General features: G+C 54.7%; 23 protein-coding genes and 2 tRNA genes. 23 read left to right on the forward strand and 2 right to left on the reverse strand.

All coding sequences use genetic code 11. The features are described 5' to 3' along the window. Window positions 1–151 precede the first annotated feature (151 nt). Window positions 152–628: a transcription elongation factor GreA gene (gene greA / locus SERS4_RS0102620; RefSeq protein WP_012004939.1), complete on the forward strand. Its 477-nt coding sequence runs from the start codon at window positions 152–154 to the stop codon at window positions 626–628. A gap of 114 nt (window positions 629–742) precedes the next feature. Here the strand turns inward: greA and yhbY are convergent, their stop codons facing one another. Beyond that, a complete protein-coding gene (gene yhbY, locus SERS4_RS0102625) occupies window positions 743–1036 on the reverse strand; it encodes a ribosome assembly RNA-binding protein YhbY (RefSeq protein WP_004933536.1) in 294 nt (97 codons plus the stop codon). A 144-nt stretch (window positions 1037–1180) separates the two neighbouring features. Here yhbY and rlmE point away from each other — a divergent pair, with 144 nt between their 5' ends. The 19 genes from rlmE (at window position 1181) to yedF (ending at window position 20817) form a co-directional block, all read left to right on the forward strand. After that, window positions 1181–1810, forward strand: a complete 630-nt coding sequence (gene rlmE, locus SERS4_RS0102630; protein ID WP_012004940.1) for a 23S rRNA (uridine(2552)-2'-O)-methyltransferase RlmE — start codon at window positions 1181–1183, stop codon at window positions 1808–1810. Window positions 1811–1866: 56 nt separating this feature from the next. Further along, window positions 1867–3798, forward strand: a complete 1932-nt coding sequence (ftsH, locus tag SERS4_RS0102635) for an ATP-dependent zinc metalloprotease FtsH (RefSeq protein WP_012004941.1) — start codon at window positions 1867–1869, stop codon at window positions 3796–3798. A gap of 92 nt (window positions 3799–3890) precedes the next feature. Further along, window positions 3891–4724, forward strand: a complete 834-nt coding sequence (gene folP / locus SERS4_RS0102640) for a dihydropteroate synthase (RefSeq protein WP_017891382.1) — start codon at window positions 3891–3893, stop codon at window positions 4722–4724. A gap of 7 nt (window positions 4725–4731) precedes the next feature. Beyond that, entirely contained in the window at window positions 4732–6069 is a 1338-nt protein-coding gene (gene glmM, locus SERS4_RS0102645; protein WP_012004943.1) for a phosphoglucosamine mutase, read from the forward strand. 251 nt (window positions 6070–6320) lie between these two features. Beyond that, the gene (gene secG / locus SERS4_RS0102650) at window positions 6321–6656 is read left to right on the forward strand and encodes a preprotein translocase subunit SecG (protein WP_012004944.1); all 336 of its coding nucleotides are present in this window, start codon (window positions 6321–6323) and stop codon (window positions 6654–6656) included. Window positions 6657–6734: 78 nt separating this feature from the next. Continuing rightward, window positions 6735–6821 (forward strand) — tRNA-Leu (locus tag SERS4_RS0102655). A gap of 60 nt (window positions 6822–6881) precedes the next feature. Further along, window positions 6882–6958: transfer RNA gene (locus SERS4_RS0102660), tRNA-Met, on the forward strand. A gap of 217 nt (window positions 6959–7175) precedes the next feature. After that, window positions 7176–7628, forward strand: a complete 453-nt coding sequence (gene rimP / locus SERS4_RS0102665; RefSeq protein ID WP_012004945.1) for a ribosome maturation factor RimP — start codon at window positions 7176–7178, stop codon at window positions 7626–7628. Window positions 7629–7649: 21 nt separating this feature from the next. Further along, complete coding sequence (nusA, locus tag SERS4_RS0102670) at window positions 7650–9158, forward strand: transcription termination factor NusA (RefSeq protein WP_012004946.1); 1509 nt, start codon at window positions 7650–7652, stop codon at window positions 9156–9158. A 24-nt stretch (window positions 9159–9182) separates the two neighbouring features. Then, entirely contained in the window at window positions 9183–11870 is a 2688-nt protein-coding gene (gene infB, locus SERS4_RS0102675; RefSeq protein WP_012004947.1) for a translation initiation factor IF-2, read from the forward strand. 68 nt (window positions 11871–11938) lie between these two features. Next, window positions 11939–12349 (forward strand): 30S ribosome-binding factor RbfA, encoded by a 411-nt coding sequence (gene rbfA, locus SERS4_RS0102680; RefSeq protein ID WP_017891384.1) that lies wholly within the window; start codon window positions 11939–11941, stop codon window positions 12347–12349. Further along, window positions 12349–13293, forward strand: a complete 945-nt coding sequence (truB, locus tag SERS4_RS0102685) for a tRNA pseudouridine(55) synthase TruB (protein ID WP_012004949.1) — start codon at window positions 12349–12351, stop codon at window positions 13291–13293. Before rbfA ends, truB begins: the two co-directional genes overlap by 1 nt. A gap of 123 nt (window positions 13294–13416) precedes the next feature. Further along, on the forward strand, window positions 13417–13686 hold the full coding sequence (rpsO, locus tag SERS4_RS0102690) for a 30S ribosomal protein S15 (protein ID WP_012004950.1): 270 nt from the start codon (window positions 13417–13419) through the stop codon (window positions 13684–13686). Between the two features lie 255 nt (window positions 13687–13941). Next, a complete protein-coding gene (pnp, locus tag SERS4_RS0102695) occupies window positions 13942–16059 on the forward strand; it encodes a polyribonucleotide nucleotidyltransferase (protein WP_012004951.1) in 2118 nt (705 codons plus the stop codon). Window positions 16060–16187: 128 nt separating this feature from the next. Then, window positions 16188–17072, forward strand: a complete 885-nt coding sequence (gene nlpI, locus SERS4_RS0102700; RefSeq protein WP_012004952.1) for a lipoprotein NlpI — start codon at window positions 16188–16190, stop codon at window positions 17070–17072. A gap of 122 nt (window positions 17073–17194) precedes the next feature. Then, on the forward strand, window positions 17195–17269 hold the full coding sequence (gene yrbN, locus SERS4_RS27420) for a protein YrbN (protein WP_223499600.1): 75 nt from the start codon (window positions 17195–17197) through the stop codon (window positions 17267–17269). After that, on the forward strand, window positions 17259–19220 hold the full coding sequence (locus SERS4_RS0102705; protein WP_012004953.1) for a DEAD/DEAH family ATP-dependent RNA helicase: 1962 nt from the start codon (window positions 17259–17261) through the stop codon (window positions 19218–19220). Before yrbN ends, SERS4_RS0102705 begins: the two co-directional genes overlap by 11 nt. Before the next feature lie 146 nt (window positions 19221–19366). After that, complete coding sequence (gene yedE, locus SERS4_RS0102710) at window positions 19367–20581, forward strand: selenium metabolism membrane protein YedE/FdhT (protein ID WP_012004954.1); 1215 nt, start codon at window positions 19367–19369, stop codon at window positions 20579–20581. Next, window positions 20578–20817, forward strand: a complete 240-nt coding sequence (gene yedF, locus SERS4_RS0102715; RefSeq protein ID WP_012004955.1) for a sulfurtransferase-like selenium metabolism protein YedF — start codon at window positions 20578–20580, stop codon at window positions 20815–20817. Before yedE ends, yedF begins: the two co-directional genes overlap by 4 nt. A gap of 34 nt (window positions 20818–20851) precedes the next feature. Here the strand turns inward: yedF and SERS4_RS0102720 are convergent, their stop codons facing one another. Next, window positions 20852–21865, reverse strand: coding sequence for a luciferase-like monooxygenase (locus SERS4_RS0102720; protein ID WP_026142166.1), 1014 nt, complete (start codon window positions 21863–21865; stop codon window positions 20852–20854). Window positions 21866–22089: 224 nt separating this feature from the next. Here SERS4_RS0102720 and SERS4_RS0102725 point away from each other — a divergent pair, with 224 nt between their 5' ends. Genes SERS4_RS0102725 through SERS4_RS0102735 form a run of 3 tightly spaced genes read left to right on the forward strand, consistent with a single transcriptional unit; the run spans window position 22090 to window position 25333 of the window. After that, complete coding sequence (locus SERS4_RS0102725) at window positions 22090–23061, forward strand: HlyD family secretion protein (protein ID WP_017891385.1); 972 nt, start codon at window positions 22090–22092, stop codon at window positions 23059–23061. After that, window positions 23043–24197: an ABC transporter permease gene (locus SERS4_RS0102730; RefSeq protein ID WP_017891386.1), complete on the forward strand. Its 1155-nt coding sequence runs from the start codon at window positions 23043–23045 to the stop codon at window positions 24195–24197. Before SERS4_RS0102725 ends, SERS4_RS0102730 begins: the two co-directional genes overlap by 19 nt. Further along, entirely contained in the window at window positions 24194–25333 is a 1140-nt protein-coding gene (locus tag SERS4_RS0102735; RefSeq protein ID WP_012004959.1) for an ABC transporter permease, read from the forward strand. Before SERS4_RS0102730 ends, SERS4_RS0102735 begins: the two co-directional genes overlap by 4 nt. The last annotated feature ends 74 nt before the right edge of the window (window positions 25334–25407 follow it).

The raw sequence follows: 25407 nt of genomic DNA on the forward strand, positions 1-25407 counted from the left end.
TGCAAAATCGATCCTGACTTGGGCAACTGTTCCGAGTCAGGCTTCTTTTGTTTGTCGCCTGGAGGCGGGGGGCATGTAGCCACCGTTTTTTCATTCGAACACGTCAGGATGACGGTTATTTGAACAGGAAGGATTTAGAGGTATTTAGCTTATGAAACAGATTCCGATGACCTTGTTTGGCGCTGAAAAACTGCGCGAAGAACTCGAATATTTAAAAGGCGTGCGCCGTCCGAAAATCATTGCGGATATCGCTGACGCCCGTGAACACGGCGATTTGAAAGAAAACGCAGAGTACCACGCCGCTCGTGAGCAGCAGGGTTTCTGCGAAGGGCGTATCCAGGAAATTGAAGCCAAGTTGTCCAACGCGCAGGTGATCGATATCACCAAGATGCCCAACAATGGCCGCGTGATTTTTGGCTCCACCGTATCGGTGATGAACCTCGATAGCGAAGAAGAAGTGACCTACCGCATCGTTGGCGACGATGAGGCCGATTTCAAGAAAAATCTGATTTCGGTCAATTCACCGATGGCGCGTGGTTTGATCGGTAAAGAAGTGGATGACGTGGTAGTGATAAAAACCCCGGGTGGCGATGTCGATTATGAGATCTTGAAGGTTGATTATCTCTGATCGCTCTGCATTCGTTCAGAAAATCGCCAGGGTTTTGTAAAGAAAGGAAAAAGGCCGCACGCGGCCTTTTATCTGAATCAGGTGCATGGCACCTTTTCGTTAACCCAATGCTTATTAACGCGGTAGACTGATCTTGCGCTCTTTAGAAGGGCGGTAAAGAATAAGCGTACTGCCGATGACTTGCACGTTGCAGGCACCCGTTTCACGCACGATAGCGTCGGCGATCAGGGTTTTGGTTTCGCGATCTTCAGCAGCGATTTTTACCTTGATCAGCTCATGATGCTCCAGAGCCTGTTCAATTTCAGCCAGCACCCCTTCGGTGAGACCGTTATTACCCAGCATGACAACCGGTTTTAACGGATGCGCCAGGCCTTTCAGGTGCTGTTTTTGTTTATTATTCAGATTCATTGTCTTTTTTGCTTAAGTTGGGATTGAAAACGGTACATTCTACCGCCATCTCATGTATATCACCAAATCGGTCTTCACCGGTGTGAGTCTACGTGAGCTGCGAACCTGACATTAAGACTCTTTTTATGATAGTTGGAAAACGAGATGGCTAATAAAAAGCGTTCTGCTAGCTCCAGTCGCTGGTTACAAGAACACTTTAGCGATAAATATGTTCAACAGGCGCAGAAAAAAGGGCTGCGTTCGCGCGCCTGGTTTAAACTTGATGAAATACAGCAGAGTGACAAACTGTTTAAACCCGGCATGACCGTAGTGGACTTAGGTGCGGCACCGGGTGGTTGGTCGCAATATGTCGTGACCCAGATCGGCGGTTCCGGCCGCATCATCGCCTGTGATATTTTGCCAATGGATCCTATCGTTGGCGTCGATTTCCTTCAGGGCGATTTTCGTGATGAACTGGTGCTCAAGGCTCTGTTGGAACGTGTAGGTGAAAGCAAGGTTCAGGTGGTTATGTCTGACATGGCCCCGAATATGAGTGGCACTCCGGCCGTCGATATTCCAAGATCGATGTACCTGGTGGAATTAGCACTGGGAATGTGTCGTGATGTCCTCGCACCAGGCGGAAGTTTCCTGGTGAAGGTGTTCCAGGGAGATGGTTTTGACGAGTACCTACGGGAAATTCGCTCCCTGTTTACGAAGGTTAAGATTCGTAAGCCAGACGCTTCCCGCGCACGTTCGCGCGAAGTGTACATTGTAGCGACAGGGCGCAAGCTGTAGTACCCTAACGCTGTTTGTTAACACAGTTGTAATATGAGGTTAATCCCTTGAGTGACATGGCGAAAAACCTAATTCTCTGGTTAGTCATCGCGGTAGTGTTGATGTCTGTATTCCAGAGCTTTGGGCCCAGCGAGTCGAATGGCCGTAGGGTGGATTACTCTACCTTCATGTCCGAGCTGACCCAGGACCAGGTTCGCGAAGCGCGAATCAACGGACGTGAAATTAACGTTACCAAGAAAGACAGTAACAAATACACGACCTACATCCCTGTCAACGATCCGAAATTGCTGGATACGTTGTTAACCAAGAATGTGAAAGTTGTTGGTGAGCCACCTGAAGAGCCGAGTTTGCTGGCTTCTATCTTTATTTCGTGGTTCCCAATGCTGTTGCTGATCGGGGTTTGGATCTTCTTTATGCGGCAAATGCAGGGCGGCGGCGGCAAGGGCGCGATGTCCTTCGGCAAGAGCAAGGCCCGCATGTTAACGGAAGACCAGATCAAAACCACTTTTGCCGACGTTGCTGGTTGCGACGAAGCAAAAGAAGAAGTGAGCGAACTGGTGGAATACCTGCGTGAGCCGAGCCGTTTCCAGAAGTTGGGCGGCAAGATCCCTAAAGGCGTGCTGATGGTTGGCCCTCCAGGGACCGGTAAAACGCTGTTGGCGAAAGCTATCGCCGGCGAGGCAAAAGTGCCGTTCTTCACCATTTCCGGTTCCGACTTCGTGGAAATGTTCGTGGGTGTTGGTGCATCTCGTGTGCGTGACATGTTCGAACAGGCCAAGAAAGCGGCACCGTGCATCATCTTTATCGATGAAATCGACGCCGTCGGTCGCCAGCGTGGCGCCGGTCTGGGTGGCGGTCACGATGAACGTGAGCAAACGCTGAACCAGATGCTGGTTGAAATGGACGGCTTTGAAGGCAACGAAGGCATTATCGTCATCGCTGCGACCAACCGTCCTGACGTACTTGACCCGGCATTGCTGCGTCCAGGCCGTTTCGACCGTCAGGTTGTTGTTGGTCTGCCAGACGTACGTGGTCGTGAGCAGATCCTGAAAGTGCACTCCCGTCGCGTGCCTTTGGCGCCGGATGTTGATGCTTCAGTTCTGGCACGTGGTACTCCGGGCTTCTCCGGGGCTGACCTGGCTAACCTGGTCAACGAAGCGGCACTGTTTGCTGCCCGTGGCAACAAACGCGTTGTGTCGATGGTTGAGTTCGAAAAAGCCAAAGACAAGATCATGATGGGTGCGGAACGTCGCTCCATGGTGATGACCGAAGCGCAGAAAGAGTCGACCGCGTATCACGAAGCAGGCCACGCCATTATCGGCCGTCTGGTTCCTGAGCACGATCCGGTACACAAGGTAACCATTATTCCTCGTGGCCGTGCGTTGGGGGTTACCTTCTTCCTGCCGGAAGGCGATGCTATCAGCGCCAGCCGTCAGAAACTGGAGAGCCAAATCTCAACTCTGTACGGTGGTCGTCTGGCTGAAGAAATCATCTACGGGCCAGAGAAAGTCTCTACCGGTGCGTCGAACGACATTAAAGTGGCGACCTCGATTGCCCGCAACATGGTGACCCAATGGGGCTTCTCCGAGAAGCTGGGGCCATTGCTGTATGCGGAAGAAGAGGGCGAAGTGTTCCTGGGCCGTTCCGTGGCCAAGGCGAAACACATGTCGGATGAAACCGCGCGCATCATCGACCAGGAAGTTAAATCCCTGATCGAACGCAACTACATCCGTGCGCGTGCGTTGTTGATGGAAAACATGGACATCCTGCATTCAATGAAGGATGCACTGATGAAGTATGAAACCATCGATGCGCCTCAGATCGACGATCTGATGAACCGCAAAGACGTGCGTCCGCCAGCGGGTTGGGACGATGCGAGTAAAGGCAGCAACTCCGACAATGGTGGCACACCAAAAGCCCCAACGCCGGTAGATGAGCCACGCACGCCAAACCCAGGCAATACCATGTCTGAACAGCTAGACAAGTAACTTTGGCTGTGTAATAACATCGAACCCCGGCATGCCGGGGTTTTTTATTGTCCGGCGGGCAGTGAACCAGGCAACAGTAAGGTGGATTAGTAATGCAGTTAACCGTGCGAGACACGACTTTCGATCTTTCCCATCCGCGGGTGATGGGGATCCTCAACGTAACCCCGGATTCTTTTTCTGACGGCGGCCAACACAACACTCTAAATCAGGCGTTGTTGCATGCCCATGCCCTGATTTCGGCGGGTGCGACCATGATTGATGTGGGGGGCGAGTCGACCAGACCGGGAGCGGCAGAGGTTAGTGAAGACGAAGAGATCGCACGCGTAGTGCCCGTGGTGGAAGCCATTGCCCGGCGTTTTGAAGTCTTTATCTCGGTGGATACCTCGAAAGCCGGGGTGATCCGCGAGTCGGCTCAGGCGGGGGCGCATCTGATCAACGACGTTCGCTCGCTACAGGAGCCGGGCGCGCTGGCTGCCGCCGCGGAAAGCGGGCTACCGGTGTGTCTGATGCATATGCAGGGTGAACCGCGCACCATGCAGCAGGCGCCGCATTATGATGACCTTATTGGTGATGTTAACGCCTTTTTCCAGCGACATATTGAACGCTGTAATGCCGCCGGGATTACAAATCAGAAATTGCTGCTCGACCCAGGATTCGGTTTCGGTAAGAATTTAGCGCACAATTATCAGCTTCTGGCCAGATTGTCAGAGTTTCATCACTTCGGCCTGCCGTTGTTGGTGGGGATGTCACGTAAGTCGATGATTGGACAACTGCTGAATGTGCCCCCCGATCAGCGGGTCATCGGCAGCGTGGCCTGTGCGGTGATTGCCGCCATGCAGGGCGCACAGATTGTCAGAGTGCATGACGTTAAAGAAACCGTCGAGGCGATGCGTGTCGTCGAGGCAACACTTTCAGCTAAGGGATGATAGAGACATGAGCGAGCGCAAATATTTTGGTACCGACGGTATTCGTGGCAAGGTCGGCGATACTCCTATTACCCCGGAATTCGTTCTGAAGCTGGGCTGGGCGGCGGGTAAGGTACTGGCACGTCACGGATCTCGCAAAATTATTATCGGCAAAGATACCCGCATCTCCGGCTATATGCTGGAGTCGGCGTTGGAAGCCGGGCTTGCCGCTGCGGGGCTGTCAGCTTCGTTTACCGGCCCAATGCCTACGCCGGCGGTGGCGTATTTAACGCGTACCTTCCGTGCTGAAGCCGGTATTGTTATCTCGGCATCACATAACCCGTTTTACGACAACGGCATCAAGTTTTTCTCGATTGATGGGGCCAAGCTGCCGGACGATGTTGAAGAAGCCATTGAAGCCGAAATGGAAAAGCCGCTGACCTGCGTGGAATCCTCCGAATTGGGCAAGGCCAGCCGAATCATCGACGCTGCCGGCCGCTATATCGAATTCTGCAAAGGCACCTTCCCGAGCGAATTGAGCCTGAAGGGCCTGAAAATCGTGGTGGACTGCGCCAACGGTGCGACCTATCACATTGCGCCAAGCGTGCTGCGTGAGTTGGGTGCCACGGTGATTGCCATCGGCGTTGAGCCGGACGGCATGAATATCAATGAAAAGTGCGGCGCGACTGATGTTCGTCAATTACAGGAGCGCGTACTGCAGGAAAAAGCCCATGTCGGCCTGGCATTTGACGGTGACGGCGACCGTGTGATGATGGTTGATCACCTTGGCAACAAGGTCGATGGCGACCAAATCCTGTATATCATCGCTCGTGAAGGGCTGCGTCAGGGCCAGTTGCGCGGTGGTGCGGTTGGCACGCTGATGAGCAACATGGGTCTGGAATTGGCGCTCAAGCAGTTGGGTATCCCATTTGCACGTGCGAAAGTCGGCGACCGCTACGTACTGGAGAAGCTGCAGGAGTTGGGATGGCGTATCGGTGCGGAAAATTCCGGCCACGTGATCCTGTTGGACAAGACCACCACGGGTGACGGCATCGTTGCCGGTCTGCAGGTGCTGACTGCGATTGTTCGTAACAGTATGAGTCTGCACGACCTGTGCAGCGGCATGAAATTGTTGCCGCAAATTCTGGTCAACGTGCGCTTTGCCGGCGAGCATAACCCACTGGAATCCGAAGAAGTGCGTAAAATCACCGAGCAGGTTGAAGTGGAATTGGCCGGTCGCGGCCGCGTTCTGCTGCGCAAGTCCGGTACCGAACCGCTGATCCGCGTGATGGTGGAAGGTGAGGATGAGCAGCAGGTGACTGCGCTGGCGCATCGCATCGCCGATGCGGTGAAGTCCGCTGGTTAATGGGGCGCTGATGAGTTCGGGGGCGGCAGTTGCCCCCTAAAATCACAGCCTGCGAATTTTATTGGTGTTTTTTTCCGCAAACGCGCCGGTGGCTGCAAATTGCCCTTGCGTGGTTTGGCACCTTTGGTTAGTATTCACACCCGCTTCAGTGGGCAGTTTGATATAACGCCTGCGACTTCTTGTTAGAAAAGAAGCCTATGGGGTGTGAAGCATTTGGCACGCGGTGAAGCCGCAAGGATACGGGTACAACTATGTACGAAGCTCTTCTGGTAATTTTCCTGCTGATCTCAATCGGGCTGGTAGCTCTGATTATGCTGCAGCAAGGTAAAGGCGCTGATATGGGAGCCTCATTCGGAGCAGGTGCATCTGGCACATTGTTCGGTTCGAGTGGTTCCGGCAACTTCATGACCCGCATGACGGCTGTGCTGGCGACGTTGTTCTTCGTCATCAGTCTGATCCTTGGCAATCTGAGCACCAACCAGACCAAGAAGGGCAGCGAGTGGGAAAATTTGGGTCAGCCAGTGAAATCTGAGCAGACTACCGCGCCGGCAGCACCAACCAAGCCGAGCAGCGATATCCCGCAGTAAGCGCCAAGCAGTAACAGAGTTTGAAAACGGTTGTTGTTACCTCGATATAAATAACAACCGTTAGCAGTAAGAATCAGTACCGAGGTGGTGGAATTGGTAGACACGCTACCTTGAGGTGGTAGTGCCCTAACGGGCTTGTGGGTTCGAGTCCCATCCTCGGTACCAAATCCCAGAGATAACTTGCTATTTTGCGATTATCGGCGTAATATTTGCCACGTTTTCGGACGCGGGGTGGAGCAGCCTGGTAGCTCGTCGGGCTCATAACCCGAAGGTCGTCGGTTCAAATCCGGCCCCCGCAACCACTTTCCTTTAAGTGTTTATTTTCAAATACACTTTTCGATTGAATTCCGCTTTTCTCGATCAACATTTGAAAATGACACTTGCTAGAAAGTTGCACCGAAGCCGCTTAGCGGCAAACAGGGTCCAGTTGCATAAAGCCCCGAATTTTCGGGGTTTTTTGTTATTTGGCAACAGAATCACTGGGCTATTAGGCCCTTTTTTTATGTCTTGGGGGTGGGCTTGTCCACATTAGAGCAAAAATTAACAGAGATGCTTTCGGCACCGGTAGAAGCGTTGGGCTTTGAACTTGTAGGCATCGAATTTATTCGTGCGCGCCAATCGACGCTCCGTATCTATATTGATAGTGAAAACGGCATCAATGTTGACGATTGTGCTGATGTCAGCCACCAGGTCAGCGCTGTATTGGACGTTGAAGAGCCAATCACAGTCGCTTACAACTTGGAAGTCTCCTCTCCTGGCCTTGATCGCCCGATGTTCACCGCCGAGCACTATACTCGTTTCCTCGGTGACGAAGTCAGCCTGGTCTTGCGCATGGCCGTACAGAACCGTCGCAAATGGCAGGGCATTATCAAGTCTGTCGATGGCGAGATGATCACGGTTGCTGTGGAAGGGAAAGATGAAGTGTTCGCGCTGAGCAATATCCAGAAAGCGAACCTGGTACCCCACTTTTAAAGTTTGGATGAGGCAACTAGGATGAATAAAGAGATTCTGGCTGTTGTTGAAGCTGTTTCCAATGAAAAATCCCTTCCGCGTGAGAAGATTTTCGAAGCGCTGGAAACCGCATTAGCCACCGCCACCAAGAAAAAATACGAGCAGGAAATCGAAGTTCGCGTCAGCATTGACCGCAAAACTGGCGATTTCGACACCTTCCGCCGTTGGGTCGCTGTAGATGAAGTGACTCAGCCAACGCGTGAAATCACGCTGGAAGCTGCACAGTATGAAGAGCCAGGCATCGAGCTGGGCGGTTACATCGAAGATCAGATTGAATCTGTGACCTTCGACCGTATCACCACTCAAACCGCGAAACAGGTTATCGTACAGAAAGTACGTGAAGCCGAGCGCGCGATGGTGGTTGACGCCTTCCGCCAGCACGAAGGTGAAATCGTCACCGGCGTGGTGAAGAAAGTTAACCGTGACAGCATTGCGCTGGATCTGGGTAGCAACGCTGAAGCGGTCATTGGCCGTGAAGACATGCTGCCACGCGAAAACTTCCGTCCGGGCGACCGTATCCGCGGTATCCTGTACGCCGTTCGTCCTGAAGCCCGTGGCGCGCAGCTGTTCGTCAGCCGCTCCAGCGCTGAGATGCTGAAAGAACTGTTCCGCATCGAAGTACCGGAAATCGGCGAAGAAGTGATCGAAATTAAAGCGGCGGCCCGCGATCCTGGCTCCCGTGCAAAAATTGCAGTGAAAACCAACGACAAACGCATCGACCCGGTCGGCGCTTGTGTAGGTATGCGCGGTGCGCGCGTTCAGGCCGTTTCGAGCGAGCTCGGCGGTGAACGTATCGACATCATCCTGTGGGATGATAACCCTGCGCAGTTCGTCATCAACGCCATGGCGCCGGCAGACGTTGCCTCAATCGTGGTTGATGAAGATAATTGCACCATGGATATCGCCGTTGAAGCCAGCAATCTGGCACAGGCGATCGGCCGTAATGGCCAAAACGTGCGTTTGGCATCCCAGTTGTTAAAACAGCATCGTGACGATGACCGTTGGGAACTGAACGTGATGACGGCGGACGATCTGCAGGCCAAGCACCAGGCCGAAGCTCATGCCGCCATTGATACCTTCACCAAACATCTTGATATTGACGAAGATTTCGCCACCGTACTGGTTGAAGAAGGCTTCTCTACTCTGGAAGAGTTGGCTTACGTGCCAATCAAAGAGCTGCTGGAAATCGACGGTCTGGATGAAGATATGGTTGAAGCGTTGCGCGATCGCGCCAAAGCTGCATTGACCACGCTGGCCCTGGCACAAGAAGAAAGCCTGGGCGACCAAAAACCTGCTGACGATTTGCTCAACCTGCCGGGTCTTGAGCGCAGCATGGCCTTTAAACTGGCCGCGCGTGGGGTTTGTACGCTGGAAGATCTTGCCGAGCAGGGTGTTGACGATCTGGCTGATATTGAAGGGCTTAGCGATGAGCAAGCCGGCGAGCTGATTATGGCCGCACGTAATATCTGTTGGTTTGGCGACAACGCGTAATAAACTGTAGCAGGAAGGAACAGCATGACGACAGATGTAACCGTAAAATCGCTGGCAGCAGAGATTCAGACTCCAGTTGATCGCCTGGTACAGCAGTTTGCTGATGCAGGGATTAACAAGTCTGAGACAGACTCTGTAACCCAACATGAGAAAGAAGCCTTACTGGCGCACCTGAACCGTGAACACGGTAGTGCGCCGGGTAAGCTCACGTTGCAGCGCAAAACGCGCAGCACCTTGAATATTCCGAGCACCGGCGGTAAAAGTAAATCGGTGCAAATCGAGGTCCGCAAGAAACGCACTTATGTAAATCGCGATACGCCAGAAGCCCAACAGGCTGAAGCGGCAGAGCAGGCACAGCGTGAAGCGGAAGAGCAGGCACAGCGCGCAGCAGAAGAGCTGGCGAAACGCGAAGCAGAAGCAAAGCGCGCAGCCGAAGAGCAAGCCAAACGTGAGGCCGCGGAGATTGCTAAGCGTAATTCAGCGGAAAAAGAAAAAGTGACGAATCAACATACCGACGAAATGACCAAGCCAGCTCAGGCAGAAAAAGCACGCCGTGAAGCCGAAGCCGCAGAACTGAAACGTAAAGCGGAAGAGGAAGTACGACGCAAGGTTGAAGAAGACGCCAAACGCGTAGCGGAAGAAGCGCGCCGCATGGCAGAAGAGAAAGGCGAAGAATGGGCTGCTGCCGAGAAAGCCAGCGCAGCGGTTGAAACTGCCGATTATCACGTAACCACTTCCCAGCACGCCCGTGCTGCCGAAGACGAAAACGACGCTAAAGTTGAAGGCGAACGCCGCACCCGCACTCGTGGCGGTAAAGCGACCAAGCAGAAAAAAGGCAACAAACTTTCCGAGTCTAAAGCAGACCGTGAAGAAGCGCGCGCCGTAACCCGTGGTGGTAAAGGCAAGCGTAAGCCAAGTACTCTGCAGCAGGGCTTCAACAAGCCGGCTCAGGTGGTTAACCGTGACGTTGTGATCGGCGAAACCATCACCGTAGCCGAACTGGCTAACAAGATGGCGGTTAAAGGCTCTCAGGTCATCAAAGCGATGATGAAACTGGGCGCAATGGCCACCATCAACCAGGTCATCGACCAGGAAACCGCACAGCTGGTTGCCGAAGAGATGGGCCACAAAGTTATCCTGCGTCGTGAGAACGAGCTGGAAGAAGCGCTGATGAGCGACCGTGATACCGGTGCTGCTGCTGAGCCACGTGCGCCAGTTGTGACCATCATGGGCCACGTTGACCACGGTAAAACTTCTCTGCTGGACTACATCCGCTCCACCAAGGTGGCAGCAGGCGAGGCCGGTGGTATTACCCAGCATATCGGTGCTTACCACGTAGAAACCGACAACGGCATGATCACCTTCCTGGATACTCCAGGCCACGCAGCCTTTACTTCAATGCGTGCTCGTGGTGCTCAGGCGACAGACATCGTTGTTCTGGTGGTTGCTGCCGATGACGGCGTGATGCCGCAAACCATCGAAGCTATCCAGCATGCGAAAGCAGCGCAGGTGCCTTTGGTTGTTGCAGTGAACAAAATTGACAAGCCGGAAGCCGATCCGGACCGCGTTAAGCAGGAACTGTCTCAGTACGGCGTTATGCCGGAAGAGTGGGGCGGCGAAGCGCAGTTCGTTCACGTATCTGCGAAAGCCGGTACCGGTATCGACGAACTGTTGAACGCCATCCTGTTGCAGTCTGAAGTTCTCGAACTGAAAGCGGTACGCAGCGGCATGGCCAGCGGTGTGGTTATCGAATCCTTCCTGGATAAAGGTCGTGGTCCGGTTGCTACCGTGTTGGTACAAGAAGGTACGCTGAACAAGGGCGATATCGTTCTGTGTGGCTTCGAATACGGCCGTGTGCGTGCGATGCGTGACGAACTGGGTCGCGAAGTGACCTCTGCAGGTCCTTCTATTCCGGTTGAGATCCTGGGTCTGTCCAGCGTTCCAGCCGCGGGTGATGAAGCGACTGTGGTGCGTGACGAGAAGAAAGCGCGTGAAGTTGCGCTGTACCGTCAAGGCAAGTTCCGCGAAGTTAAACTGGCACGTCAGCAGAAATCCAAACTGGAAAACATGTTTGCGAACATGACCGACGGTGAAGTTTCTGAACTGAACATCGTACTGAAATCCGACGTACAGGGTTCTTGTGAAGCGATTTGCGAATCACTGCTGAAACTCTCTACCGACGAAGTGAAAGTGAAGATTGTTGGCTCTGGCGTAGGTGGTATCACCGAAACCGACGCCACGCTGGCAGCGGCTTCCAACGCTATCATCCTGGGCTTCAACGTCCGTGCCGACGCTTCAGCGCGCCGCGTGATTGAAGCAGAAAGCCTGGATCTGCGTTACTACTCCGTGATCTATAACCTGATCGACGAAGTGAAGCAGGCGATGAGCGGTATGTTGGCGCCTGAGTACAAGCAGCAGATCATCGGCCTGGCCGCAGTTCGTGACGTGTTCAAATCACCTAAATTCGGCGCCATTGCAGGTTGTATGGTTACCGAAGGGAACATCAAGCGTCACAACCCAATCCGCGTTCTGCGCGACAACGTGGTTATCTATGAAGGCGAGCTGGAATCCCTGCGCCGCTTCAAAGATGACGTCAACGAAGTCCGTAACGGCATGGAATGTGGTATCGGCGTTAAGAACTACAACGACGTGCGCGTCGGCGACATGATCGAAGTATTCGAAATCATCGAGATCCAACGCACCATCGCTTAACGCTAGCACATCTGCTTAAGTCTGTTCTGGGGGGCCTTGTGCCCCCCGATTTGTCTGGAGAATCCATAATGGCAAAAGAATTCAGCCGCGGTCAGCGCGTGGCACAAGAGATGCAAAAAGAGATTGCTATCATTCTGCAGCGTGAAGTCAAAGATCCGCGTATCGGCATGGCTACCGTTTCTGGTGTAGAAGTTTCTCGTGATTTGGCCTATGCCAAAGTTTACGTCACCTTCCTGAACGTATTGACCGAAAACGCCGATCCGAATCTGGTGCCTAACGGCATCAAAGCTCTGGAAGACGCTTCCGGCTACATCCGCACGCTGCTGGGTAAAGCCATGCGCCTGCGCGTAGTACCTGAGCTGACCTTCGCTTACGACAACTCCCTGGTTGAAGGCATGCGCATGTCCAACCTGGTGACCAACGTAGTGAAGAATGACGCCGAACGCCGTTCCGCATCAGGCGATGACGAGGAGGCTTAATGAGTCGCCCTCGTCGCCGCGGCCGTGATATCCACGGTGTCCTGTTGCTGGACAAACCGCAGGGCCTGTCGTCCAACGACGCCCTGCAAAAAGTAAAGCGCCTCTATAACGCCAATCGCGCGGGTCATACCGGCGCGCTCGACCCGCTGGCGACCGGCATGCTGCCAATTTGCCTCGGTGAGGCGACCAAGTTCTCACAGTTCCTGCTCGACTCCGACAAACGCTATCGCGTGATTGCCCGACTGGGTCAGCGTACCGATACCTCGGATGCCGACGGCCAAATTGTGCAGGAGCGGCCGGTGAGCTTCACCCAGGCGCAGCTCGATGCGGCGCTGGACAGCTTCCGTGGCGATATCAAGCAGGTGCCTTCGATGTACTCGGCGCTGAAATACCAGGGCAAGAAACTCTATGAGTATGCTCGCCAGGGTATCGAAGTGCCGCGTGAAGCACGCAGCATTACCGTTTATGAACTGCAGTTTATTCGCTGGGAAGGGGATGAACTGGAGCTGGAAATTCACTGCTCAAAAGGCACTTACATCCGCACCATCACCGATGACCTCGGCGAGCTGCTGGGATGTGGCGCGCACGTGATCTACCTGCGTCGTCTGCAGGTGGCGACTTACCCGACCGAGCGCATGGTCACGCTGGAGCAGTTGAACGAATTGCTGGAGCAGGCCCATCGGCAGGAAATCGCCCCGGCCGAGCTGCTCGATCCGTTGTTGATGCCGATGGACAGCCCGGTGGAGAACTACCCGGAAGTGAATTTGCTGCCAGTGGTAGCGGGTTACGTTAAGCAAGGGCAACCGGTTCAGGTTGCCGGTGCACCGGCCTCGGGCATGGTCCGTATCACCGAAGGTGAAGAGCGTAAATTTATCGGCGTCGGTGATATTGCCGATGACGGTCGTGTGGCGCCGCGCCGCCTGGTAGTTGAATATTTCGACTAAGGGTAGAAAACGCACTGCCTTGCGATCGCACTGCGCTAAGGGTAGAATGGCGCAGCTTATGCATTGGGTTGCTGAATTAGAGATCGGCGCCTGTATTTATTATCTATAATCTGGAGTAAGACAATGTCTCTAAGTGTTGAAGCTAAAGCTAAAATCGTAGCTGATTTCGGTCGTGGTACTAACGACAGCGGTTCTTCCGAAGTTCAGGTTGCCCTGTTGACTGCGCAGATCAACCATCTGCAAGGCCACTTCTCAGAGCACAAAAAAGATCACCACAGCCGTCGTGGTCTGCTGCGTATGGTTTCTCAGCGTCGTAAGCTGCTGGACTACCTGAAGCGTAAAGATGTAGCACGTTACACCAGCCTGATCGAGCGTCTGGGTCTGCGTCGCTAATCAAGCGAGTTTCAGTGGAAAGGGGCCTATTTTGGCCCCTTTCTTCTAGGAAGCATAAGCAAATCAGGTTAATGTATTACTGATGTTTCCAAACAGGATCTTCCGTTACAGAGGTTCGCGCGGCTAATGAGAGGCTTTGTCTCAGGCTTGAGATAAGGATTGTCATTAGTCGCGAGGATGTAGTGAGAAGGCAAACCGAGTCACTGGCGTGTCGAGTCGACAATACGATTGCGCGCCTAATCTAAGGATATAATTTTGCTGACACCGATCATTCGCAAATTCCAGTATGGCCAGCATACCCTCACTATTGAGACCGGTATGATGGCTCGTCAGGCCACTGCCGCCGTTATGGTAAGCATGGATGACACCGCAGTATTCGTTACCGTAGTTGGTCAGAAAAAAGCCAAACCAGGCCAGAGCTTCTTCCCACTGACGGTTAACTATCAGGAGCGTACCTACGCTGCTGGTCGTATCCCGGGTAGCTTCTTCCGTCGTGAAGGCCGTCCGAGCGAAGGTGAAACCCTGACCTCCCGTCTGATTGACCGTCCGATCCGTCCACTGTTCCCGGACAGCTTCCTGAACGAAGTTCAGGTGATCGCGACCGTTGTTTCCCTTAACCCGCAGGTTAACCCGGACATCGTTGCGATGATCGGTGCCTCTGCCGCCCTGAGCCTGTCCGGTATTCCGTTCAATGGCCCAATCGGTTCTGCGCGCGTGGGTTACATCAACAATCAATACGTGTTGAACCCAACCAGCGACGAGCTGAAAGAAAGCAGCCTGGATCTGGTGGTTGCCGGTACCGCTGGCGCAGTACTGATGGTTGAATCCGAAGCTGACGTTCTGAGCGAAGATCAGATGCTGGGCGCGGTGGTGTTTGGCCACGAGCAACAGCAAATCGTTATCGAAAACATTAATTCCCTGGTTGCCGAAGCCGGCAAAGCCAAGTGGGACTGGCAGGCACCTGCAGTCAACGAAGCGCTGCACGCGCGCGTTGCAGAACTGGCAGAAGGCCGCCTGGGCGACGCTTATCACATCACCGAAAAACAAGAGCGTTACGCTCAGGTTGATGCGATCAAGAGCAGCGTTGTTGAAACCCTGCTGGCACAGGACGAAACCCTGGACGTGTCTGAAATTCAGGACATCCTGGGTAGCGTTGAGAAAAACGTCGTTCGTAGCCGTGTGCTGCGTGGCGAGCCGCGTATCGACGGCCGTGAAAAAGACATGATCCGTGGTCTGGACGTGCGCACCGGCGTTCTGCCGCGTACCCACGGTTCCGCACTGTTCACCCGTGGTGAGACTCAGGCACTGGTTACCGCAACGCTGGGCACCGCCCGTGACGCGCAGAACCTGGATGAGCTGATGGGCGAAAAGACCGACAGCTTCCTGTTCCACTACAACTTCCCTCCGTACTCCGTTGGTGAGACCGGGATGGTAGGTTCGCCAAAACGTCGTGAAATTGGTCACGGTCGCCTGGCGAAACGTGGCGTATTGGCTATGATGCCTAAACCAGAAGATTTCCCGTACACGGTGCGTGTGGTTTCTGAAATCACCGAATCCAACGGTTCTTCATCAATGGCTTCCGTCTGCGGTGCTTCTCTGGCACTGATGGATGCAGGTGTGCCAATCAAGGCAGCCGTTGCCGGTATCGCAATGGGCCTGGTGAAAGAACAAGACAACTTTGTTGTTCTGTCCGACATTCTGGGTGACGAAGATCACCTGGGCGACATGGACTTCAAAGTAGCCGGTAGCCGTGACGGTATTACCGCGCTGCAGATGGACATTAAAATTGAAGGCATCACCCGCGAAATCATGCAGGTTGCTCTGAACCAGGCCAAGGGCGCGCGTCTGCACATCCTGGGCGTGATGGAACAGGCTATCAGCACTCCGCGTGGCGATATCTCTCAGTTTGCACCACGTATTCACACTATCCGCATCAACCCGGACAAGATCAAAGACGTGATTGGTAAAGGCGGTTCTGTCATCCGTGCGCTGACTGAAGAGACCGGCACTACCATTGAAATCGAAGATGATGGTACAGTTAAAATCGCTGCTACCGACGGTGAGAAAGCGAAATTCGCTATCCGCCGCATCGAAGAGATCACTGCCGAGATCGAAGTGGGCCGTATTTACCAGGGTAAAGTTACCCGTATCGTTGATTTCGGCGCATTCGTGGCGATCGGCGGCGGTAAAGAAGGTCTGGTGCACATCTCTCAAATCGCTGACAAGCGCGTTGAGAAAGTGACCGACTATCTGCAGATGGGTCAGGAAGTACCGGTTAAGGTACTGGAAGTTGACCGTCAGGGCCGTGTGCGTCTGAGCATCAAAGAAGCGACCGCACCAGAAGCAGGTTCACCTGCGCCTGAAGCAGAATAACTGTATAGATAGATTTACAGCTCCCGGCCATGGGGTTGGGAGCTGTTCATATAACGCGGGCAGGATGCCTGCGTATTTGCAAACGGATGAAAGGATGTTCATCCAATGTTTGTCTTCGGGAGTGGGAAATGAAGCCTTTCTTGCGCTGGTGTTACGTTGCGACAGCACTCATGCTGGCAGGATGCAGCAACCATGATTGGCGTAAAGACGAAGTTTTGGCGATCCCGTTGCAGCCAACTCTGCAGCAGGAAGTGATCCTGGCGCGCATGGAACAAATACTTGCCAGCCGGGCACTGACGGACGATGAGCGTGCGCAGCTTTTATATGAGCGCGGTGTACTGTATGATAGCCTCGGGCTACGTGCACTGGCGCGCAATGATTTCTCGCAAGCGCTGGCGATACGTCCTGATATGCCAGAAGTTTTCAACTACCTGGGTATTTACTTAACGCAGGCAGGCAATTTTGATGCTGCCTATGAAGCGTTTGATTCTGTACTAGAGCTTGATCCAACTTACAATTACGCGCGTTTAAACCGGGGCATCGCTCTTTATTATGGCGGCCGCTTCCCGTTGGCGCAGGATGATCTGCAGGCGTTTTATCAAGACGACCCAAACGATCCCTTCCGTTCGTTGTGGCTTTATCTGGTGGAAAGAGAAATCGATCCCAAGAAGGCTGACGTAGCGCTCCAGCAGCGTTATGACAAGGCGAACCGAGGGCAATGGGGATGGAATATTGTCGAATTCTACCTGGGCAACATCAGTGAAAAAACGCTGATGGAAAGGCTCAAGGCAGATGCAACGGATAACACTTCGCTCGCTGAGCATCTCAGTGAAACTGACTTCTATTTAGGTAAGCATTACCTAAGTCTGGGGGACAAGGACACCGCTTCGGCGCTGTTCAAACTGACGGTTGCTAACAACGTTCATAATTTCGTTGAGCACCGCTATGCATTGTTGGAATTGGCGCTGTTGGGCCAAGAACAAGACGACCTATCGGAATCGGACCAGCAATAGCTGACGAACAACTATCAGCCTGATATACATTGGTTTTTTGCCAAAGTTATCGTCTTAACGGGCGAGGGCTTTTTTGTTCGTTTTATAATCTAATTTGAGCCGGTTCACACTTTTCAATGAAAATGACTGAAAATTTTCTCGACGAGTTATGTAGACTGGCTGCCATTATTAATGAGGCACGTGTACATGACTACTGAGCTTGAAACCTCTTTTGCTGACCTGGGGCTGTCTGCTCCGATCATTTCTGCCCTGACCGATCTGGGCTACGAAAAACCTTCACCGATCCAGGCTGAGTGTATTCCTCACCTGTTGAACGGCCGTGATGTGCTGGGCATGGCACAGACCGGTAGCGGCAAAACTGCGGCGTTCTCGCTGCCACTGCTGCACAACCTTGACGCTTCCCTGAAAGCACCTCAGATCCTGGTGCTGGCACCGACCCGCGAACTGGCGGTTCAGGTTGCTGAAGCGATGACCGATTTCTCCAAACACATGCATGGCGTTAACGTCGTGGCCCTGTACGGCGGCCAGCGTTATGACGTGCAGCTGCGCGCTCTGCGTCAGGGCCCGCAAATCGTAGTAGGGACTCCAGGCCGTTTGCTGGACCACCTGAAGCGTGGCACCCTGAACCTCTCTAACCTGAGCGGTCTGGTGCTGGATGAAGCCGACGAAATGCTGCGTATGGGCTTTATCGAAGATGTAGAAACCATCATGGCAGAGATCCCGGCTGAACATCAGACCGCGCTATTCTCTGCAACCATGCCGGAAGCTATCCGTCGCATTACCCGCCGCTTTATGAAAGAGCCGCAGGAAGTGCGCATTCAATCGAGCGTGACTACCCGTCCAGACATCAGCCAGAGCTACTGGACTGTGCAGGGCATGCGTAAAAACGAAGCCCTGGTACGTTTCCTGGAAGCTGAAGACTTTGATGCGGCGATTATCTTCGTTCGTACCAAAAACGCGACCCTGGAAGTGGCCGAAGCGCTGGAGCGCAGTGGTTACAGCAGCGCGGCACTGAACGGTGACATGAACCAGGCCCTGCGTGAGCAGACCCTGGAGCGTCTGAAAGATGGTCGTCTGGATATCCTGATCGCGACCGACGTTGCTGCCCGTGGCCTGGACGTTGAGCGTATCAGCCTGGTTGTGAACTACGACATCCCTATGGATTCCGAGTCTTACGTTCACCGTATCGGCCGTACTGGCCGTGCTGGTCGTGCCGGCCGTGCGCTGCTGTTCGTAGAAAACCGCGAACGCCGCCTGCTGCGTAACATCGAACGCACCATGAAGCTGACCATTCCAGAAGTTGAACTGCCAAATGTAGAACTGCTGGGTGAGCGTCGTCTGGCCAAGTTCGCAGCTAAAGTACAGCAACAGCTGGAAAGCAGCGATCTGGACATGTACCGTGGCCTGCTGGCTAAACTGCAGCCGGGCGAAGAAGAGCTGGAAATGGAAACGCTGGCCGCAGCACTGCTGAAAATGGCACAGGGCGAACGTCCTCTGATCCTGCCACCGGATCCTGTCTTCAAACCACGTCAGCGTCGTGAGTTCAACGACCGTGACGACCGCGGTAGCGACCGTCGTCGTGACGCACGTCCAGACAGCCGTGACGGTGGTGCTGAGCGTCCACGTCGTGAACGTCGTGACGTTGGCGAAATGCAGCTGTACCGCATTGAAGTGGGCCGTGATGATGGCGTTGAAGTTCGTCATATCGTTGGCGCGATCGCTAACGAAGGCGACATCAGCAGCCGTTACATTGGTAACATCAAGCTGTTTGCCGGCCACTCTACTATTGAGCTGCCAAAAGGCATGCCGGGCGAGATCCTGTCTCACTTCACCCGTACCCGCATCCTGAACAAGCCGATGAACATGCAACTGCTGGGCGATGCACAGCCGCATGAACGTCGTGAGCGTCCTGCACCTGCCGGTAACGGTGAGCGTCGTGGCGGGGCTCGTCCATTCAACGGCGAACGTCGTGAAGGGGCAAACCCAGGCCGTCGTTCTTTCGGTGATCGTCGTGAAGGCGGTGCTGCTGCACCTGCCGGCAACGGTGGCGAGCGTCGTGGCGGTAACTTCAACCGTGACGGTCAACGCGCACCACGTCGTGATGACGCCGCTCCGGCTGCACCACGTCGTCGCTTCGGTGATGCATAACATCTAATTTGACCGTTCGCGGTTAATTGGATTAAAAACCAGCCTTCGGGCTGGTTTTTTTATGCCTGAAATTCGCCGTTAAGTGGGGGAAAATGGCGTATCATTTATAAGGTTTTTTCTTATGGATACTACGCACGGGAGATGCCATGAGTTGGCAGCAGTTCAAGTCTCAATATCTGGTGCGCTTTTGGGCACCTTTACCCGCGGTGATTGCCGCCGGGATCCTCTCCACCTACTATTTCGGTTTGACCGGGGCCTTCTGGGCGGTGACCGGTGAATTCACCCGCTGGGGCGGCCATATATTGCAGCTGTTCGGGTTGCACCCAGAGCAGTGGGGTTACTTCAAGGTTATCGGGCTTGAGGGGACGCCGTTGCAACGTATCGACGGCAGGATGATCATCGGCATGTTTGCCGGCTGTATCGCCGCCGCTTTGTGGGCTAACAACATCAAGCTACGCCAGCCGCAGAATCGCATTCGCATTGTGCAGGCGCTGCTGGGCGGTATCATCGCCGGTTTCGGCGCACGTCTGGCGATGGGCTGCAACCTGGCGGCCTTCTTTACCGGCATTCCGCAGTTCTCGCTGCACGCCTGGTTCTTTGCGCTGGCGACCGCCGCCGGCTCTTATTTTGGTGCCAAATTTACCCTGTTGCCGATGTTCCGCATCCCGATCAAATTACAGAAGGTGAAGGCGGCCGCGCCGCTGACTCAAAAACCGGAGCAGGCGCGTCGCCGTTTTCGTTTGGGGATGGTGGTGTTCTGTCTGGCGATCGCCTGGTCGCTATGGACGCTGTTTGACGCACCTAAGCTGGGTATCGCCATGTTGTTTGGCATCGGTTTTGGCCTGCTGATTGAACGGGCGCAAATTTGTTTCACCTCGGCGTTCCGCGATCTGTGGATCAGCGGGCGTACCCACATGGCGAAGGCGATCATTCTCGGTATGGCCGCCAGTGCCATCGGCATTTTCAGCTACGTCCAACTGGGCGTGGCGCCTAAAATCATGTGGGCCGGCCCCAATGCGGTGCTGGGCGGATTGTTATTTGGTTTTGGCATAGTGTTGGCCGGGGGTTGCGAAACCGGCTGGATGTACCGTGCGGTAGAAGGTCAGGTGCATTACTGGTGGGTTGGGCTGGGCAATATCATTGGTGCCACGCTGCTGGCCTATTACTGGGATGATTTGGCCCCGACGCTGGCCACTGACTACGACAAGGTTAACCTGCTGGAGACCTTCGGCCCGATCGGCGGCCTGCTGGTGACCTACCTGCTGCTGGCATTGGCGTTTGGCGCCATGCTGTGGTGGGAAAAACGATTTTTCCGCGCCAGGCCCGACGCGCAGGTGGTTAATTTAAGGAGTGTGTCATGAAGCAAACGGCGATAGTGCCGGATTACCGGTTGGATATGCTGGGTGAGCCTTGCCCTTACCCGGCGGTGGCGACGCTGGAGGCGATGCCGCAGTTGAAGCCGGGGGAGATCCTGGAGGTGATCAGCGATTGCCCGCAGTCGATCAACAACATCCCGCTTGATGCGCGCAACCATGGCTATAAGGTACTGGATATCCAGCAGGATGGTCCCACCATCCGCTACCTGATCCAGCGCTGATAAAATGAGGGCGCCGTAAAGGCGCCCAGATAGTTTAACCCTTCACCAAATCGCCTTTCACCCCGGCGACAATTTCAAACGAATGTAAGCGCGCCTGATGGTCAAAGATCTGGCCGTTAACCATGATTTCATCCGCGCCGGTTTCGCTGAGCAGCGTCTGCAGCCCATTACGCACGGTAGTTTCATTGCCGATGACTGACATGCGCAGCGCCTGATCGACGCCGTATTGTTCTCCGGCGGTCCACAGCGCGTGGATATTGTCCACCGGTGCCGGCAGTGGGCCCGGCGAGCCGCGGCGCAGATTGATAAACTGCTGCTGCATCGAGGTAAACAGGAAACGTGCATCGGCATCGCTGTCGGCGGCCACCACGTTGACGCATACCATGGCGTGTGGCCGTTGGCATTGCTCGGAAGGCTTGAAGTTGTCGCGGTACAGGTTAAATGCCTGGAACAGCATCTCTGGCGCAAAGTGGGAAGCGAAGGCAAACGGCAGGCCAAGCTGTGCCGCCAACTGGGCGCTGTACAGGCTGGAGCCCAATAGCCAGATCGGCACGTGTAACCCCTGGCCGGGTACTGCCTGCACCGGCTGGCCCGCTTGTACCTCACCAAAGTAATGTTGCAGTTCCTGCACGTCGCGCGGGAAGTTATCCACTTCGCCGGACAGATGACGACGCAACGCCATCATGGTGCGTTGGTCGGTGCCGGGCGCGCGGCCCAGACCCAGATCGATACGTCCAGGGTACAGCGACTCCAGCGTACCGAACTGCTCGGCGATCACCAACGGCGCATGGTTGGGCAGCATTACGCCACCGGAGCCGAGGCGGATACTCTGGGTACCGGCGGCCAGATAGCCCAGCAAAACCGAGGTTGCCGCACTGCCAATGCCGGTCATATTGTGATGTTCTGCCAACCAATAGCGTTGATAGCCCCATTTTTCGGCATGTTGTGCTAAATCTAAAGAGGCGTGAAAGGCGTCACGGGGTTTGGCCCCTTGCGGAATGGGGGATAAATCCAGTACCGAAACCGGCACCGTAGTTTTTTCAGTCATGATATCGTCCATCAAAGAGTTGATCGCTTAAAGGGCGATTGCAGGGGTCTGCAAATTACAAAGCAAAATGTGCTTTAAGTGTTAAAAGCATAATCCAATTTATAGTTATAAAAGAGGATATATGTGCTTGCTATATCCTTATGATAAAAATGGTTTTTGGGAGTTGATATAAAATATGGACGTGATGATTTCACCCGCCGCTTATCGCTCAGGGAGCTGAGAGAATGAAAAAAAAGACGTTGTTTACCTTATTGTTGATGGTGGTGGCGATCGCCATGGCGATCTTGTTCCGGGCACATAATCAGGATTTGTTATTGCAGGGGGAAGTGGACGCGCCAGAGGTGATCGTGGCCTCCAAGGCCAAGGGACGGGTGGTTGAACGCCTGGTTGAGCGTGGTGACGACGTGAAAGCCCAACAGGTGATGATCCAGCTCGATAGCCCGGAACTGATGGCCCAGCTTCGTTCCGCCCAGGCGTCGCGCGATGAAGCCAAAGCGCAGCTCGACCAATCTCTGCACGGCACGCGTGAAGAAAGCATCCGTAATCTGCGTGCCAACCTGGCGCAGGCCGAGGCGCAATACCGCAACGCGCAGAACGACTACAACCGTAACCTGAGCGTTTCCGGCAAAGGTTATATTTCGAAGTCCGAGCTGGACAGCTCACGCCGGGCGCGTGACACCGCATTCCAACAGGTGCAGGCGGCCAAGGCCAACCTGGACGAAGGCACAAATGGCGACCGTATCGAACTGCGGCAACAGTACGCCGCAGCGCTGCGGGCAGCAGAAGAAAACCTGCTGCAAGTGAAGGCTCAGACTGACGACCTGCGGGTTTTAGCCCCGGTGGCCGGCGAAGTCGGGCCGATCCCGGCGGAGGTCGGGGAATTGTTGAATGCCGGCAGCCCGTTGCTGACGCTGATCCGCGTTCCGGATGCCTACTTCGTCTTTAACCTGCGTGAAGACATTCTGGCTCATGTGCGTAAGGGCGATAAGGTGCAGATGCGGGTACCGGCGCTGAAGGACAAAATGATCGAAGCGGAGGTGCGTTATATTGCGCCGCTGGGCGATTACGCCACCAAACGCGCCACCCGCGCTACCGGTGACTTCGACCTGAAAACCTTTGAAGTGCGGCTGTATCCGTCACAGCCGGTGGAAGGCCTGCGTCCAGGGATGAGCAGCTTATGGCTATGGAAAGAGTAAGGGCCGGTTGGCGCTGCTTCAGTCACGCGTTTGACAACGAGTGCCGCGTCGCCTTCCGCAGCCCGGTAATACACTGGCTGAGCTGGATTTTCCCGCTGATGCTGTTTGGTCTGGTCAGCAGCAACTTTTCGGAAGGGACCTTGCTGGATCTGCCGGTGTCAGTGGTGGATAACGATCACAGCTCGTTGTCCAAGTCGCTGACGCGCCGACTGGATGCCGGATCTCATGCTCACGTAGAGCTATATGACGGCGGGCTGAATGAATCGCTGTATCGTCTGCGTAGTGCGCAGGATTACGCGTTGCTGTACGTCCCGCCGGACTTCGAAGCCAATGCGCTGGCGGGCAAGCAGCCGAGCGTGGTGATGTATTACAACGCATTGTTCTATGGTGCCGGGCTGTATTCCACTCAGGATTTCAGCGGGCTGATGACCGAAATCAATGCCAACTACCGCAGCATTATCGCCGCGGAGATGGGCAAGACGCTGCCGCCGTTGGCGGACGTGACGCTGTCGTACGGCAGTCTATTCAACGCCAGCGGCAGTTATATTTATTACCAGCAGTTTGCCGCGACTATCCATTTGCTGCAGCTGTTTGTGGTGACCTGCATGATCTACGTGTTGGCGCGCAGCAAATCACTGTTGAAGGCCCGGCCATTCAGCCTGGCACTGCTGGGTAAATTGGCGCCATACACCCTGTGTTTCACCAGCCTGCTGATGGTTGAAATTGCCGCGCTGGTGGGTATTTTTGACGCCCGCGTCAGCGGTAATCCACTATTTATGCTGATGATAGCCTTCTTTTACGTGATGGCGGCGCAGAGCATCGGCCTGCTGCTGTTTACCTTTACCAGCAGCATTATCACCGCCTACAGCCTGATCGCCATCCTGGTCAGTATTGCGCTGACCTTCTCGGGTATGGCGGTACCGGAACTGTCAATGCCGTTGCCGGCGCGAATCATCTCCAATATTGAACCCTTAACCCACGCGCTGTACGCGATGTTTGACGTGTTCCTGCGGCAGGTGCCGGCCAGTGCCATCTTCAGCGTTTGTGCATTACTGTCCGTCTACCCGTTGGTGACGGCATTCCTGGTGCGTAACCGGCTGTTGCCGCGGCTGCTGAAGGAAGGGGGCGCGGGATGAAAATTTACTGGCAAACCTTCGTCCGGGTGCTGCTTGGCATGCTGGAGAGGCCGATGTGGTTGATGCTGATCCTGTCGCTGTGCGTCATGAGCATGGTCTATGCCAACCGGACGGTGTGGGATCTGCCGGTCGGCGTGATTGATCAGGACCACAGCACCGCCAGCCGCCAATTGATCCGCCAACTGGACGCGACCTCGAAGATTGCCATCGTGACTTACGACAGCCTCGAGCAGGCAAAAAGTGACCTCGGCTGGCGTAAACTGTTCGCGGTGATCATCATGCCGGTGGATCTGGAGAAGAAGATCCTGAGCGGCCAAAATATCGTGGTGCCGGTTTACGGCGATGCCACCAACCGGCTGGCCAACGGCCAGATCCAGCAGGACGTGGTTGCGGCCTATCAGCAACTGCTGAACCAGTACAACAACGGCTTACTGCTGCGCAGCGGTTTCAGCGAACGCCAGGCGCAGGTGATCCTGACGCCAATACGAGGGCAAACGCTGGACGTGTTCAACCCGGGCATCAGCTTTGCGGCGATCATCTTCCCTGGCCTGCTGGTGATGCTGTTACAGCACTCGTTATTGATTGCCTGCGTTCGCGTCAGCATTGCCATGAAGAGCATCCCCGGCGGCAAGCCCCCGTTGGCGGCCCATTTGGGCGGGCTGACGGCGCTGCTACCGATCTGGCTCTTCCTGTCTATCGTGCTGTTTGTACTGTGGCCGTGGGTCTTGGGCTATCGTCAGACGGCGAGTATTGCAGAAATTTTGTTGCTGACCTTCCCGTTCCTGTTGGCGGTACTGGGGCTGGGCAAGCTGGTCACCGAATGCCTGCGCAGCGTAGAAATGATCTACCTGACGCTGGCGTTTATCACCACGCCGATATTCTACCTCTCCGGTACCATCTGGCCGCTGCAGGCGATGCCGGCCTGGGTGCGGGCGATTTCCTACTGTATCCCCTCCACCTGGGCCACCAAGGCCATTGCCGGGGTTAACCAAATGGGCCTGTCGCTCAATGAAGTCTGGGGGGATGTAGTGATGTTGCTGGTATTGGGGATTATTTACACCCTGCTGGGTGTCGGGGTGGGGTTCATGCGTAACAGCGTGGCGCTGCGCAGCCTGCTCCGCAAACGGGCAAGTTAATTCCGGGGGCCTGAAGCCATGTTTCCTTGACCCTTAACAAGGTGTGCAGGCCCGCGCTCTCGCATAATTACGCC

The organism is Serratia sp. S4 (assembly GCF_000347995.1).
GTDB classification, from domain to species: Bacteria; Pseudomonadota; Gammaproteobacteria; order Enterobacterales; family Enterobacteriaceae; genus Serratia; species Serratia quinivorans.